Below are 14,492 nucleotides of genomic sequence, written 5' to 3'. Positions count from 1 at the left end.
TCCCTTCGGTTCAGGCCACCGCGTCGAAATAGGTGGCGAATTCCGCGCGTATGGTGCTTTCGTCCGCGACGTCGCGGTCCTTTATATAGGCCAGCGCCCGCTCCGCTCTCGCCAAGGACTTGCCTTCGAGCACCGTCGTACGCGACGCGATCCCCGACATTTCCTCGAAAACGCCGTTGCAGTGAAGGACGAGATCGCAGTCCGCCGCAAGGATCGCGGCCGCCTTTGTCGGGAAATCCCCAGAAAGTGCCTTCATCGAGGTGTCGTCGCTCATTAGGAGCCCCTCGAAGCCGATCTCGCCACGGATCACCTCGTTGACGACCTTGGCCGAGGTCGTCGCCGGATTGTCCGGGTCGATCGCGCTGTAGACGACATGCGCCGTCATCGCCATCGGCAGGTGGTTGAGCGCCTTGAACGGGGCGAAATCATGTTGCCGCAACTCGGCGAGCGGCGTATCGACCGTCGGCAGCGCAAAATGCGTATCGGCAAAGGCGCGGCCGTGGCCGGGAATATGCTTCATGACCGGCAGGACGCCACCCGACATCAGGCCCTCGGCCGAAGCCCGGCCAAGCTCGATCACGGCATTGGGCTCCATACCATAGGCGCGCGCGCCGATGACATCGCTGGCGCCCGCAATGGGGACGTCGAGCACCGGCAGGCAGTCGGCGGTGATGCCGTGGCGCAGCAGATCGAAGGCGTGAAGCCGCGCGAGCAGCCACGCGGCGCGGCGGCCGGCCTCGCGATCGTCGCGCCAAAGCGCGCCGAGCGCTCCGCCTGCAGGATAGTTCGGCGCCAGCGGCGGCCGCAGGCGCTGTACCCTGCCGCCCTCCTGGTCGATGAAGACCGGGGCATCCGGGCGTCCGACGCTCTCGCGCATCGAGGCGACCAGGTCGCGGATCTGCTCGGTCTCGCCGACATTGCGCGCGAACAGGATGAAGCCCCAAGGACGTTCGTCGCCGTAGAAGCGGATTTCATCTTCGGTGAGGGATTTCCCGGCACAGCCGAGGATCATGGATTTTGATTCGGTCATGAATCGAAGCTTAGAGCAATTCCAGGAACAATGTGTAACCGTTTTGTGCCCGGAATTGCGCAAAAACAAGGAGTTATGCGGTTCTGCGTTTCTGCCGGCGCTGAACCGCCCTAAGATTTGCGAAAGCAAAGGGACTGACCCTGACCGCTGCCGCATGAATGCCGATAGCCGTCCACAACGAAAAAGCCGGCGCGGCCTCGCGGCGGCGCCGGCTCTGAACGGTGCTAGATGATCAGCGCGACACGAAGCAGGTGCCGCCGGCCGCCTTGTAGTTGGTGCACAGATTGATCGCGTCGTTGCGCGACTGGGCCGGAACCCGGACGCGGTAGAAAGTGCCCTTGCCGGCGATCTGCGCCTTGACGATGTTGGCTGTGCGTCCGGCAAGCACGCTGCCGTAACGGCGCTGCAGGTCCTGGTAGGTGGACTGGGCGCTTTCAACCGTCGGCTGCGAAGCGATCTGCATCGACCACGAGCCGCCGCCTGCCGCCGCCGGATCGATGGAGGCGACCTGGTCGGGCTTGACCTCGCCCACGATATCGACCGGCTGATCGGACGGACGCGGCGGCGCCACCGGCACCTTCGCCGGCGTGTTGGCGGACTGGACCCTGGCTTCGGTCTTCGGCGCGGCGGCGGGCTTCACCGCTGCGGCATCGCTCTGGTCATCACCGCCCTGGTCGGCAGCCTGATCGGTTGCCGGCGTGACGGCGCCTGTCGGCTGGGCATCGCCCTGCCCGGCGGAAGCGACGTGCTGCGGCGCCGGATCGGTCGGTTCGGTCGCCGCGACCTGCGGCGCGGGAGCCGGGTCGTCTCGCGGAACCAGCGAGCCGTCAGGCTTCACCATCATGGTCTTCACCTTGCGCGGCGCCACGGCGACGACATCGTTGTTGGTCCCCTTGTCTGCCTCCTGCAGAACCTGGGCGATGCGGTCTTCCGATTTCGGCGCCGGAGCGGCCTGCTGTGGGGTTGCGGGGGCGGCGGCCTGGGCGTCAGCCGGCGCTGGCGCTGCTGCGTCCGGTGCCGGCGCTGCGGCCTCTGGAGCCGGCGCGCCTTCGGCCGGTGCCGGCGCGGCTGCGGCCGGAGCTGCTGTGTCCGGAACCGGCGCTGCCGCGGCCGCATTGCCGGCTGAGTTGGTGCCAGGCGCGGCGTCGGTGTCGTCAGGCGAAAGGTCGACGATCCGGCTCTGCGGGGGTTCCTTCGACGCCACGTCGATAGGTTCCTCGGTGTTGGTCACCAGTTTCTGCTGCGCCGGTTCGGCGGGCTTGGCCGCCCCACCCTTGGCCACGGCGTCATAGACCTTGTTGTCTTGGTTCGGCACCACAGTGCCACCCGGATTTTGCGGCTTGACCTTGATCGGCGAATTGTCCGCCTTCACGATCACGGGCGCTTCGCTGCCGCCCTTGCCGCCAAAGGAGAAGGCGAGAGCGCCGAGACCGCCCGCGACCACAACGGCGCCGACGAGCGCGGCAAGCATCATGCCACGGCTTCGCGGCTTCGCGGCTTCGCGCTCGGCAAATCCGGGCACAGTCATCGCCTCGTCGAGCTCAGGATCGTAGTCAAGTTCGTCGACGGCGAAGTCGTCCGCCTGCGAGACCGGCCGGCTGCCGGGCAAATCGTCTGCATCGAGTTGGCTTGCAGATGCGGAATGGGACAGGGTCGCCGGTGCAGCGGCCGTCTCGGCGCGCAACTCGCGGCGGTCGTAGCCGGTCTTGAATCCGGCATTGAGGGAGTCGTCCTCATAGCCCCGGCTCTGCACAGGCGCCTGAGCGATCTCGGTTGCGTTCATCTCGCTAAGCAGGCCGGCAAACTCGGCATCGAGATCGTCATAGTCAGGCGCCGCAGGCTGATCCTCCTCGAAGCTGAGCTCCGGAATGTCGAGGTCGTCGGCCAACGCCACCACGCGCTCCGGCACGTCGACCGTCTCGACATCGGGCATTTCCTCCTGCTGGCGAGACTGCGGCGCCGCGGCTGGCTTGGCGTAAGCGGAATAGTCCCTCGCCGGCTCCTCACGATTGGCAGGCGCCGACATCTGCGGCGCCGGGGCCGGCGTGGCGTAACCGGCATAGTCCTTCGCCGGCTCCGCACGATAGGCAGGCGTCGGCATCTGCGGCGCCGGCTTGGCGTATGCGGAATAATCCTTCACAGGTTCGTAGGCAGGGGCAGCGGTTTGCAGCGCCGTAGCCGCAGGCTGCGTGGCATAAGAGGCGTGCACCGGCGCTGCGACCGGGGTCACGCGGCTCCACGACTTTGGCGGTTCGGCAGGCGCGACCGGCGCGTCCATCTCGATGCCCTTGGCGAAGGCGGCGTCGAAAGCCTCGTCATCGAAATCTATGCTGGGTTCGGCATCCTGTTCGGAAGCCGCGCCTTCGAAGCCCTGCCGGTCGAGTTCGCCGGCGAGCAGCCTATCGAGATCGGCATCGGCGGACTGGGCGGTCTGCGTGCCGTAGGCGGGCTCGTTGCGTGCGTCGAGATCCCAATCGAGCTCATCGGCCACGCCAGCCTTCTGGTCGGTGTGGCCAGCCGGCTGAACGACCGACCGCGGTGCCGGTGCGGCGGCCGGAACGGGAGCAACCGGGACCGGCGCAACCGGGATCGGCCGCGCGGTCATGGCGCCAAGCAGCGCATTGAGTTCGTCTTCCAGGCTGCGCTCGCCTGCGGCCGGCTTAGCCGGCTCGACTGCCGCAACCGGCGGAACCGGTGCCGATACAGAAGGAGCAGGCTCCGCGATTGACGGCTCCGCCGCGGCGACGGCCTCGGCAGCCGGCGCTTCCGGATCCCCGAACGGCACGTTGTCGAAATTGAGTTCGAAATCGTCTCCGAAGACCTCCTCGGCCGCGGCCTCGTGACCGGCGACCGGTTCAGGATCGACAGCCGGACCTTCCGGCTCCTCGGCAAGCGCGTCACGGAAGCTGAGCTCGAAATCGTCTTCGAAGACCTGATCGGCTACAGCTCCGTGATCGGGTTGGGGATCGAAGGCGGGCTCGGGATCGGCGGCGAAATGCTCGGCCTCGACAGGCGCCTCGAGGGCCGGCGATGGCTCGTCATCGACCGACAGTTCCTGTTCCAGGATCAGGTGCTGCGGCTGATCGATATCCATGGCGATATCAGCCGTCGCCTGCTCAAATTGGGCCTGATCAAATTGAGCCTGATCGAGATGGGCCTGATCAACTGCGGCTCGAACGAATTCGGCCTGATCGGACCCACTCTCGTAGTCTTCAGCGGCGATTGGCTGGTCGACAGCGGCGTGAGCCTCGATCGGCTGCACGTCGGCGCCTTCGGGCTGCTCGATATCACGGTCATCGAAGGCCAACTCGTCCTCGAGCGACATCTGGACCGCAGTGTCGAAATCGGCGTCGAACGCCGTCTCGTCCGCAGGCTCAAGGACAGCAGGCTCGACAGCCGCAGGCTCGGCGGCCGCGGCGGCGCTCTCGTCCGTGTCAGGCTGGTCGTCGATCCAGAAGCCCTCATCCAGCGAGGCCGCCATTTCCTGGTCGACGGAAAGGTCGTCCTGCACGGGCGAGACTTCCAACGAACGCGCGACCGCCTTGTCGAAATCATCGTCGAATGCCGTGTCGGCGGCCGGCTCCGGCGCAGGGGGCGTGGCAACAGCGGGCGTGGCAAAATGGGCGTGATCCGCCGCATCGTCAAAGACGAAATCCCGTTCGAGAGAAGCGGCGAGCTCGTCGTCGCTGAGAGTGGCAGCCCAGTAAGCCGGCGCAGCCTGGGCAGCCTGCTGCGCCACCGGCTCGCTTTCCTCGGCAATGTCGAAGTCGCCCATCAGCTCCTTTTCGAGGTCGATGTCGAAGTCGGCCCCATCGGCAGCCTGGTTCGCGGACGCAGCCTTTGCGGCCGCCGGCGACTGCGGCCTGACCGGCTGACGCGGATCGAAACCCATGATGCGGGTCAGTTCGGCGAACGGATCGTCGTCGGCGATGTGATTGCTTGCGGCTACTTTCAGCTGGGTTCTGTCTGCCATTATTGTTCCCGAACTCGCACACAGTCGGACGCCATGGACGTCGCGCAGGGTTGGCCCTTACCAGCGCAATGTGGGCAAAAGGTGACAGGCTTTTTAGTCAAACCTAACGCATTTCGGTAGGCGCATCAGCTCCTATCAGCGTCAGGCCGGAGGTCAAAACATCCGAAACAGCCTGCACCAGCCCCAGTCTGGCATACGTCAATTGTGGGTCGTTAACCTTAACAAAACGTAAGTCTGGGTTGTCGGTGCCCCGATTCCAGTGTGCGTGGAAGCTCGACGCCAGATCGTAGAGGTAGAATGCCAGCCGGTGCGGCTCCAGCGCAAGCGCCGCGGATTCGATTAGCCGTGGATATTCAGCGAGTTTCCGGATCAGGCCGATTTCGCCCTCGTCCGTCAGCGACGCAACCGAGGCCACAAGCCGGTCGCGGTCGAAATTCGCTTCGCCCAGTTGCTCGCTCGCCTGCCGGAACACCGAGTGGCAGCGCGCCGAAGCGTATTGCACGTAGAACACCGGATTGTCCTTGGACTGCTCGGTGACCTTGGCGAAGTCGAAATCGAGCGGCGCATCATTCTTGCGGTAGAGCATCATGAAGCGGATCGGGTCGCGGCCGACCTCCTCCACCACGTCGCGCAGCGTGACGAAATCCCCTGACCGCTTCGACATGCGGACCGGCTCGCCGTCGCGGAACAGCTTCACCAGTTGGCAGAGCAGGACCGTGAGCTTGACCGTGTCGCCGGCGACCGCTCGAGCCAGCGCTTCGAGCCGCTTGACGTAACCGCCATGGTCGGCGCCGAGCACATAGATGAGATCGACGAAGCCGCGCTCGACCTTGTCCTTGAGATAGGCGACGTCGGCGGCGAAATAGGTGAACGAGCCATCCGACTTCACCAGCGCCCGGTCCATGTCGTCGCCGACCGCGGTCGAGCGGAACAGCGTCTGCTCGCGGTCTTCCCAGTCGTCCGGCTTCTCGCCCTTCGGCGGCGGCAGCTTGCCCTTGTAGATATGACCCTTCAGCGTCAGGTCGGCGATTGCCGCGCGGATCTTCTTGGCGTTGTCGGCATGCAGCGTGCGTTCGGAGAAGAACACGTCGTGATGCACGTTGAGCAGCGCCAGATCATCGCGGATCATCGCCATCATCGCGTCGACCGTGCGATCCTTGACGATCGCCAGCGCTTCGTCTTCCGGCATCTCCAGCAGGCCGAGGCCGAACTGTTCGGCCAGCGCCTGCCCGACGGGTATCAGATAGTCGCCTGGATAAAGGCCTGGCGGAATCTCGCCGACGGCTTCGCCGAGCGCCTCGCGATAGCGCAGCATGGTCGAGCGTCCAAGCACGTCGATCTGCGAGCCGGCATCGTTGATGACATATTCCTTGGTCACGTCGTAGCCGGCGAAGGCCATCAGGTTGGCTAAAGTGTCGCCGACGACGGCGCCCCGGCAATGGCCGACATGCATCGGGCCGGTCGGATTGGCCGAGACATACTCGACGTTGGCCTTGCGGCCGCCGCCGATCTTGGAGCGGCCATAGTTGCGGCCCTCGCCGAGCAGCACTGCCAAATGCGCCTGCCAGAAGCCGTCCTTCAGCCGGAGATTGACGAAGCCCGGGCCGGCAACATCGGCGGAAGCGATGTCGGCATCGCTGCGCAGCGCTGCGGTCAGCTGCTCGGCCAGCGCGCGCGGGTTCTGGCCGGTGGGCTTTGCCAGCACCATCGCCGCATTGGTGGCAAGGTCGCCATGACTGGCGTCGCGCGGCGGCTCGACCGCGATGCGCGACAGATCCAGCGCTCCGCCATCCTTGTCCTTCAGATCAAGGGCTTCGACGGCTCTTACGATCCGCGCGTTGAAATCGGCGAAGATATTCATCGGGTATGCTCTGGGCTTTAAGAGGGACCGGCTGCTTGGCCGACAAAAACGTGGCTCGCCCTAGCCCAAATCCGGCGTATGGTCAAACAATCGCCTGTGCTCCTTGAGCGCATAGGTGTCGGTCATTCCGGCCAGGAAATCGGCGACGCTGCGCGCCTTGATGCGATCCTGCGCCCTGTCGAGCCCTTCGCGCCAGCCGTCCGGCATGGCGCGCGGGTCGGCGAAATAGACATCGAACAGGTCGCGGACGATCTGCTCGGCATCCGCCCGCACGCGCATCACTTCGGCATGCCGGTAGAGATGCTTGTAGAGAAAGGCCTTCAGCTCCTTTTCGGCTGCCGCCATCTCGGCCGAGAAGGTGACCATCGTCTCACCCGCGGCCCTCACCGCATCGGCGCTGTCCGGCTTGAGGCGCTCGATATTGTCGGTAGCGGCAGCAATGACATCCTCCACCATCAGCGTGATCTGCCGCCGCATCAGCTCGTGGCCGGTGCGAACGTCGTCGAGTTGCGGGTAGCGGGCGCGCACGCCACTCAGGATCGAGCCCGGCAGGCCGACGTCTTCCAGCATGTCCAGCGTCAGCAGGCCGGCACGCAGGCCGTCGTCGATGTCATGCGTGTTGTAGGCGATATCGTCGGCGATCGCGGCACACTGCGCCTCGATGCCGGCGAAGCGGTCGAGCTCGAGGTCGTGCAGTGCGGAATAGTCGCGGATCGCCTGCGGCACGGCGCCCTTGAGCCCCTTCCCGCTTGCATTGGTAAGCGGCCCGTTATGCTTGACCAGCCCTTCCAGCGTCTCCCAGCTGAGGTTCAACCCGTCGAACTCGGCGTAGCGCCGCTCGAGCCGGGTGACGACGCGCAGCGACTGCGCGTTGTGATCGAAGCCGCCCCAGCCGGCCATCTTTTCGTTCAGCGCCTCCTCGCCGGTATGGCCGAAAGGCGTGTGACCGAAATCGTGCACCAAGGCCACTGCCTCCGCCAGATCCTCGTCGCCGCGCAGCGCGCGTGCCAGGGCGCGGGCAATCTGCGCCACCTCGATCGAATGCGTCAGCCGGGTGCGGTAGTGATCGCCCTCATGCGCAATGAACACCTGCGTCTTGTGCTTCAGCCGGCGGAAGGCGGTGGAATGGATGATGCGGTCGCGGTCACGCTGGAATGGCGTCCGGGTCGGGCTTTCCGGCTCATCGAACAGGCGGCCGCGCGAGCGCGCCGGATCGCTCGCGTAAACGGCGCGCGGCCGGTAGCCGAAACCGATATCGCCGAGAGCACCCTTGCCCATTCGCCCACCAGTTGACTTGCCCCCCTCAGCTTCATACCTATCATGGGAAACCGAAAGCAAGGTGACGCCGATGGGCGCGGATGCCAAGACTGCCATGAAGGTCGAGATGACCGAAGCGGCCGCGAAGCGGATCGCCAGGATTCTGGCCGGCGAGCCGGGCAAGAATGCCTTGCGCGTTTCCGTCGAAGGCGGCGGCTGCTCCGGCTTCTCCTACAGGTTCGATCTCGTCGACAGTCGCAACGACGACGACGTAGCCATCGAGAAGGATGGCGCCACGATCCTCATCGACGACCTCTCGCTGGTCTATATGGGCGGCTCGGTGATCGATTTCGTCGATGACCTTATGGGTCAGTCTTTCCAGATTCGAAACCCGAACGCTGTCGCCTCCTGTGGCTGCGGCACCAGCTTCTCCGTCTAGCGGGCCGCCATGCCCACGATAGGCGCGGTCCGTCAGGTCGCGCTGTCGGCCGGGCGCGATCTCGATAGAACGCTGGCTTTCTGGCACGATGTGCTCGGCATGAGCGTGCATGCGCGCTACGATCCGCCGGGCATCGCCTTCATCATCGCGGGCGGCGTGCGGCTGTTCTTTGGCGACGGCGTGCCCCCTGGCACCGTCTATCTCGATATTGCCGGCCTCGAGGCCTTCCATGCCGAGGCGAAAGCAGCCGGTGTTCCTTTCACCGCGTCGCCGGCGCTGGTCCATCGCGACACCGAGGGCCGGTTCGGTCCGGCGGGGGAAAGCGAATGGATGGCCTTTCTAAAGGATCCGGCAGGCAATACGATCGGCCTCGTCGAGCGCCTTGCGCCGGAAGAACATTGAGGTCCGCATGAAGATCGTCACCTGGAACATCAACGGCGTTCGCGCCCGCATCGGCAACCTCACCCACTGGCTGACCGAGAGCGCGCCGGACATCGTGTGCCTGCAGGAGATCAAGACCGTCGACGACCAGTTCCCGCGGGCCGAGATCGAGGCGCTGGGCTATAATGTCGAGACCAACGGCCAAAAGAGCTTCAACGGCGTCGCTCTCCTGTCGAAGCTGCCCTTCGACGAGGTCAATCGCGGTTTGCCTGGCGACGATGCCGACGACCACGCGCGCTTCATCGAAGGCGTCTTCTCGACCGATAAGGGCGCGCTGCGGGTCGCCTCCCTCTATCTGCCGAACGGCAACCCAGTCGATGACGAGCGGAAGTTTTCCTACAAGCTGTCATGGATGGCGAGGCTAGAGCGCTGGGCGGAAGAGCGGCTGAGGCTCGAGGAAGCGCTGGTGCTGGCCGGGGACTACAACGTCATCCCCGAGCCCGCCGACGCCAGGTTCCCCGAAAACTGGCGCAGTGACGCGCTATTCCAGCCTCAGACGCGGCAGGCCTTCCGGCGCCTGAAGAATCTCGGGTTCACGGAGGCCGTGCGCGCCGTGACCGATTCGCCGGATGTCTATACTTTCTGGGACTATCAGGCCGGCGCCTGGCAGAAGAACAACGGCATCCGCATCGACCATCTGTTGCTGTCTCCCGAAGCCGCCAACCGCTTCTCGTCGGCCTCGGTTGAAAAGCACGTCCGCGCCTGGGAAAAACCTTCCGACCACGTGCCGGTGGCCATCGATCTGCGCTTGCAGCCGGCCTGAAGGCGCTGCTTGCGGACTCTTGCCGAACCCTGATGTCGCCACAAATCGTGTGTCTGATGCGGGATTGTTGCGGGGTTCGATGGCGATCCGATTTGTTCTTTGCCCGGTCGGCCTTGCGCTGGCATTTGCCGCGCCGGCGCTCGCGGCCCCGGAGTGCCTTGCCAACGGCAAATCGTTCAAGCTCGGTGAGACGGCTTGCCTGACCATTGCCGGCGAAAGTCACCTCGCCCGCTGCGACATGGTTCTCAACAACACGTCCTGGACGAAGGTCCAGGACGACTGCCCCGGCGAGAATCAGGCGCCGAAACTGCACCCGACCTCAATCACGGCGCCGACGGAACCTACCGAAAATTAAGCCGAAGCTGCGGCCTACTGGTCGCCGTTGTTGCCCTTGGTCAGGATGTCGTCGGCGAGCGAAATCGCCGTCCGACGGTCGGCTTCGCCAGCCGCGGCGAAGGCCTCTTCCTGCATGCTGCGGATCCAGGGCTGATCCGCCGGCGGGGCACGCTCCAAGGCAGCCGTCATCATCGCCAGGCCGCGCACGATCTTGCCGCTCTGGAACAACAGATTGCCGAGCGTCGCCTGCGCGCCGGCATGGCCTTTTTCGGCCGCGAGTTGCAGCCAGCGCCCGGCCTGCTTGACGCTGGCCTTCACGCCGCCCTCGCCTTTCAGGAACATCTGACCGATCTCGAACTGCGCGTTCGGGTTGCGGTAGTTGGCGGCGGCGCGCATGTAGTATTCCTGCGCCGCAACCTCGTTCTCCTCGACCGGGCTGCCGGGGATACCTTTGCGCAGATAGTCGCCGAGCGCGACAAGCGCATCGGAGACATAGCTTTCCTCGGGCGAGCCGGGCTCGACATCCTGATCGACGATCTCGGAGAAGAACTTGAAGGCCGCATAGTCGTCGCGGGCCACGCCGTCGCCCTGGGCATACATGCGCGCAAGCTTCCAGGTGGCGCCGATCTGGCCGTTCTCGGCGGCATATTTATAGGCCTCGACCGCTTGGTCCTTGTGGCCGTTCTTGTAGGCGGAGAAGCCGAACTGGAACACCGCCCACGGGCTCGACTGCGGCTTGACCCCGGTCTTGTCGTCGAACACCTTGTCGTCGAAGGCCATGACCTGCCCGACGGCGCCCAAGGTCGCCACCGCGACCAGTGCCGGCAAGACAAATGACCTCAACACCTCAAATGTCCGCATAGCAGTGTGTTTCTTTTGCGCCGCCCGGATGGGTGACCGCGCCGTCGCGGGCCGACCCTACGGTCTGCGCATATTTCCAGATCGCGCCGGACTGATAGTCGGTCTTGCGCGCCTTCCATTTCTTGGCCCGGGCCGCCAGTTCGGCATCCGACAGCGCCACCTCGATCGTGCCATTAACGGCATCGATAGAGATCACGTCGCCATTCTTGATGAGCCCGATCGGCCCGCCGACCGCCGCCTCCGGCCCGACATGGCCGATGCAGAAACCACGTGTAGCACCGGAAAAACGGCCGTCGGTGATCAGCGCCACTTTGCCGCCCATGCCCTGGCCGTAGAGCGCTGCCGTCGTCGACAGCATCTCGCGCATGCCCGGACCGCCGCGCGGCCCCTCGTAGCGGATGACGAGGACCTCGCCCTCCCGGTAATTGCGCTGCGTGACCGCTTCGAAGCACTCCTCTTCCGAATCGAAGCAGCGCGCCGGGCCTGAGAATTTCAGCTCCGACATGCCGGCGATCTTCACGATCGCGCCTTCGGGGGCGAGGTTGCCCTTCAAGCCCACAACGCCGCCTGTCTTGGTGATTGGCCGATTGGCGGGACGCACAACATCCTGGCTCTCATTCCAGGCAACGTGCTCCATGTTTTCGGCCAAAGTGCGGCCAGTGACCGTCATGCAGTCGCCATGCAGATAGCCGTGGTCGAGCAGCGTCTTCATCAAGAGCGGAATGCCGCCGGCCTCGAACATGTCCTTGGCGACATATTTGCCGCCGGGCTTGAGGTCGGCGATATAAGGCGTCTTTTCGAAGATCGCCGCCACGTCGAAGAGGTCGAACTTGAGACCCGCCTCATGCGCGATCGCCGGCAGATGCAGTGCCGCGTTGGTCGAGCCGCCGGTGGCCGACACGACCGTCGCGGCATTCTCCAAAGCCTTGCGGGTAACGATGTCGCGCGGCCGGATGTTTTTCGCGATCAGCTCCATGACCTTTTCGCCGGAGGCGAAATTGAACCGGTCGCGCATTTCGTAGGGCGCAGGCGCGCCGCAGGAATAGGGCAAGGCCAGCCCGATCGCCTCGGCGACCGTGGCCATGGTGTTGGCGGTGAACTGGGCGCCGCACGACCCTGCCGACGGACAGGCGGCCTGCTCGATCTCGAGCAGCTCGGCATCGGAGATCGTGCCGACCGAATGCTGCCCGACCGCCTCGAACACATCCTGCACGGTGATCTGCCTTCCGCGGTAGCTGCCGGGCAGGATCGAACCGCCATAAATGAAGATCGACGGCACGTTGAGCCGCACCATCGCCATCATCATGCCGGGCAGCGACTTGTCGCAGCCGGCAAGCCCGACCAGCGCGTCATAGCAATGGCCGCGCATGGTGAGCTCGACTGAATCGGCGATCACCTCGCGCGACACCAGGGACGACTTCATGCCCTGGTGGCCCATGGCGATACCGTCCGTGACGGTGATGGTGCAGAATTCGCGCGGCGTGCCATTGGCGGCCGCGACGCCCTTCTTCACCACCTGCGCCTGGCGCATCAGCGAGATGTTGCAGGGTGCGGCCTCGTTCCAGCAACTGGCGACGCCGACCAGCGGCTGCGCGATCTCGGCCGCCGACAGTCCCATGGCGTAGAGGTATGAACGATGCGGCGCGCGCGCCGGACCTTCGGTCACGTAGCGGCTGGGCAGCTTGGCCTTGGAGATTGCCTTGGCGTCCATCGTCGTCCTTGCCGCACACCCCGCGGCCGGTCCCATCGCCGGGCCAACCTGGCACGCGTCCCGAGACCTACTCGAGTTGCTCCGGGTTTATGGCGGGAAATGGGCAGTTCCCTCGGCTAGCCTTTTAGCTTCGGGGTTGTTCATAAACTGTTGCTGAAACGTCACAATCGTCTGAAGCGCCGGCTGTGCAGCTAATTTGCAACACAGGATCGGCCAACCAGCCCAGGCCGTTGATTGCCCAATAGAAAAAGGCCGGGCGGTGCCCGGCCTTCTTCGCGGAATTGCGGGAGCGGCTTAGAACTTGATCTTTATGCCACCCGAGATCGCCGTGACCAGATCGTTGCCGAAGTCGTAGCTGGCGTCGGTGCCGGCCTGATAACCGTTGTCTCCGGTCACGATGCCGGAATGCCCGCTGGTCAGCACACCGAATGCACCAGCCAACCGAACCTCGATGTTCGGCCGCGGCGTGTAGGCGACGCCGCCCCCAAGTGTCCAAGTATCGGTCTGCGCGCCATAGCCGTGCGAAGTGCCGCGATCCCAGGTGAGCTGACCGGCGGCGCTCCACTGATCGTTGAACTTATGGCCTATGCCGCCCGACACCGTCCAACCGTCGCGATACATCAGGTCCAGCGAGGTGGCCTGAAGAGAGCCGGAAGCATCATTGCCCGTAAAACATGCGGCGGTGGGAGTCCCGACAATACAAATGGGAACGCTCTGCAGCACGCTCCAGTTCACCCATTTGATCGAACCGAAAGCAAGCCAGCCTGGCGCGATGCCGGACTGCAATTTCAACTCCACGGAGTCCGGCATGTACTGGGTGCTGCCGTAGATCGGCGCAGAGCCCGTGGGTAATGTCGGTGACGTCAGTGTGCCGGAGATGTTGTCGAGCTTGACCTGCGAATTATAGACCAAGCTGGCGCGGAGTGCGATCTCAGGGATTTCGTAGGCAACGCCAGCGCGCCAGCCCCAGCCGCTGGCCTCCAGGTCGACGCGGCCAATCGGTGACGGCCCAAATGGATTGAAACCCACTAAGCTTTCCTTGAAGCCTGAAATATCCTGGTAGAACGCGCCGCCGATAAAACGGAGCTGGCCCTTACCGACATCGAACTTGTATGAACAGGTACCGGCGTAGTTATTGCTCTTGATATCCGTTTCAACGTTGGAAAAAGCGCCATTCCACGACGCGCCAGGGGCGGTGTGAGCGCCCCACGGCTGTGAATAGTCGATCATACAGTCGACGCCCGGCACAACCTGAACCTTGCCCCCAATGCGCGGCACCCAATAACCCTCGGCGCCATCCGCCGTGGAACTGAGAAAATTGAATGTCCCATTCAGACCAGTCGCATTCTTGTACTTGCGATCCGGCATCACATAGGTAGCTTCCGCTTCCGTCGCGAACGGCGCCGGGTCGAACAGCAGGTCGATGTCGTAGCCGCCGCGCTCGAGCCCGCCGGCATGCGCCGGGTGCATCGCCGATCCGATCAAAGCCAACGAAAAGCACCCTGCCCCCAGTAGTGCTTTGAGCCGCAAAACGTCCATGGAAATCCCTCCCCGAAACACTAAGTGGGGCAAGCTAGAACCAATTCAGGTTAACGGCGCAACAACGAATTCGTGAGCTGTACATGTACACCTTGACAGCCCGCATTTTCGCCATGGTCATCGACCACCAATTGAGCCCTAAAAGCGGCTCGCTCGGCATTGGAGCGAGAGAAAAAATTGCAAAAACGGTCCGAAACAGCTCAAAACGGGCCATTTTGAACGGAATGGTGCCCATTGTTACATTACGGCAACAATGGGGCCAAAACTTTCCGTTTACGTCA

11 protein-coding genes are annotated in these 14,492 nt (G+C 64.3%); 4 read left to right on the top strand and 7 right to left on the bottom strand.

All coding sequences use genetic code 11. From position 1 onward, the window contains the following. Positions 1-10: 10 nt before the first annotated feature. The 4 genes from nagZ to CK215_RS01140 all read right to left on the bottom strand — a co-directional run bounded on the left by nagZ (position 11) and on the right by CK215_RS01140 (position 8,142). The gene (gene nagZ / locus CK215_RS01155) at positions 11-1,030 is read right to left on the bottom strand and encodes a beta-N-acetylhexosaminidase (protein ID WP_095829860.1); all 1,020 of its coding nucleotides are present in this window, start codon (positions 1,028-1,030) and stop codon (positions 11-13) included. 232 nt (positions 1,031-1,262) lie between these two features. Beyond that, positions 1,263-5,003 (bottom strand): SPOR domain-containing protein, encoded by a 3,741-nt coding sequence (locus CK215_RS01150; protein ID WP_095829859.1) that lies wholly within the window; start codon positions 5,001-5,003, stop codon positions 1,263-1,265. Positions 5,004-5,106: 103 nt separating this feature from the next. Next, positions 5,107-6,864 carry an arginine--tRNA ligase gene (gene argS / locus CK215_RS01145; RefSeq protein ID WP_066999970.1) on the bottom strand — a complete coding sequence of 586 codons (1,758 nt, stop codon included), beginning with the start codon at positions 6,862-6,864 and terminating at the stop codon, positions 5,107-5,109. 60 nt (positions 6,865-6,924) lie between these two features. After that, positions 6,925-8,142, bottom strand: coding sequence for a deoxyguanosinetriphosphate triphosphohydrolase (locus tag CK215_RS01140; protein WP_095778429.1), 1,218 nt, complete (start codon positions 8,140-8,142; stop codon positions 6,925-6,927). A 70-nt stretch (positions 8,143-8,212) separates the two neighbouring features. Between CK215_RS01140 and erpA the strand changes: the two genes are divergently transcribed. The 4 genes from erpA (at position 8,213) to CK215_RS01120 (ending at position 10,119) form a co-directional block, all read left to right on the top strand. Next, complete coding sequence (erpA, locus tag CK215_RS01135) at positions 8,213-8,560, top strand: iron-sulfur cluster insertion protein ErpA (RefSeq protein ID WP_095801868.1); 348 nt, start codon at positions 8,213-8,215, stop codon at positions 8,558-8,560. A gap of 9 nt (positions 8,561-8,569) precedes the next feature. Further along, positions 8,570-8,962, top strand: coding sequence for a VOC family protein (locus tag CK215_RS01130; protein WP_066999961.1), 393 nt, complete (start codon positions 8,570-8,572; stop codon positions 8,960-8,962). Between the two features lie 7 nt (positions 8,963-8,969). Continuing rightward, on the top strand, positions 8,970-9,764 hold the full coding sequence (gene xth, locus CK215_RS01125; RefSeq protein WP_067329529.1) for an exodeoxyribonuclease III: 795 nt from the start codon (positions 8,970-8,972) through the stop codon (positions 9,762-9,764). Between the two features lie 79 nt (positions 9,765-9,843). Further along, entirely contained in the window at positions 9,844-10,119 is a 276-nt protein-coding gene (locus CK215_RS01120) for a hypothetical protein (RefSeq protein ID WP_066999955.1), read from the top strand. A 14-nt stretch (positions 10,120-10,133) separates the two neighbouring features. On the opposite strand, the gene CK215_RS01115 is transcribed toward CK215_RS01120, so the two are convergent. The 3 genes from CK215_RS01115 to CK215_RS01105 all read right to left on the bottom strand — a co-directional run bounded on the left by CK215_RS01115 (position 10,134) and on the right by CK215_RS01105 (position 14,211). Further along, positions 10,134-10,961, bottom strand: coding sequence for a tetratricopeptide repeat protein (locus CK215_RS01115; RefSeq protein WP_066999951.1), 828 nt, complete (start codon positions 10,959-10,961; stop codon positions 10,134-10,136). Then, complete coding sequence (gene ilvD / locus CK215_RS01110; protein ID WP_066999948.1) at positions 10,948-12,672, bottom strand: dihydroxy-acid dehydratase; 1,725 nt, start codon at positions 12,670-12,672, stop codon at positions 10,948-10,950. The genes CK215_RS01115 and ilvD overlap by 14 nt, the downstream gene beginning before the upstream one ends. Before the next feature lie 294 nt (positions 12,673-12,966). Next, positions 12,967-14,211, bottom strand: a complete 1,245-nt coding sequence (locus CK215_RS01105; RefSeq protein WP_066999945.1) for an OmpP1/FadL family transporter — start codon at positions 14,209-14,211, stop codon at positions 12,967-12,969. Between the last annotated feature and the right edge of the window lie 281 nt (positions 14,212-14,492).

It is taken from the genome of Mesorhizobium sp. WSM3864 (assembly GCF_002294955.1).
Taxonomy (GTDB): domain Bacteria; phylum Pseudomonadota; class Alphaproteobacteria; order Rhizobiales; family Rhizobiaceae; genus Mesorhizobium.
This window is presented reverse-complemented; position numbering and strand designations above follow the sequence as displayed.

Bases quoted from the DNA above. Each gene is read 5' to 3' on its own strand.
- CK215_RS01105 (WP_066999945.1), bottom strand. From the start codon at position 14,211: ATGGACGTTTTGCGGCTCAAAGCACTACTGGGGGCAGGGTGCTTTTCG.
- CK215_RS01130 (WP_066999961.1), top strand. From the start codon at position 8,570: ATGCCCACGATAGGCGCGGTCCGTCAGGTCGCGCTGTCGGCCGGGCGC.
- erpA (WP_095801868.1), top strand. From the start codon at position 8,213: ATGGGCGCGGATGCCAAGACTGCCATGAAGGTCGAGATGACCGAAGCG.
- argS (WP_066999970.1), bottom strand. From the start codon at position 6,864: ATGAATATCTTCGCCGATTTCAACGCGCGGATCGTAAGAGCCGTCGAA.
- xth (WP_067329529.1), top strand. From the start codon at position 8,970: ATGAAGATCGTCACCTGGAACATCAACGGCGTTCGCGCCCGCATCGGC.
- CK215_RS01140 (WP_095778429.1), bottom strand. From the start codon at position 8,142: ATGGGCAAGGGTGCTCTCGGCGATATCGGTTTCGGCTACCGGCCGCGC.
- CK215_RS01120 (WP_066999955.1), top strand. From the start codon at position 9,844: ATGGCGATCCGATTTGTTCTTTGCCCGGTCGGCCTTGCGCTGGCATTT.
- nagZ (WP_095829860.1), bottom strand. From the start codon at position 1,030: ATGACCGAATCAAAATCCATGATCCTCGGCTGTGCCGGGAAATCCCTC.
- CK215_RS01150 (WP_095829859.1), bottom strand. From the start codon at position 5,003: ATGGCAGACAGAACCCAGCTGAAAGTAGCCGCAAGCAATCACATCGCC.
- CK215_RS01115 (WP_066999951.1), bottom strand. From the start codon at position 10,961: ATGCGGACATTTGAGGTGTTGAGGTCATTTGTCTTGCCGGCACTGGTC.
- ilvD (WP_066999948.1), bottom strand. From the start codon at position 12,672: ATGGACGCCAAGGCAATCTCCAAGGCCAAGCTGCCCAGCCGCTACGTG.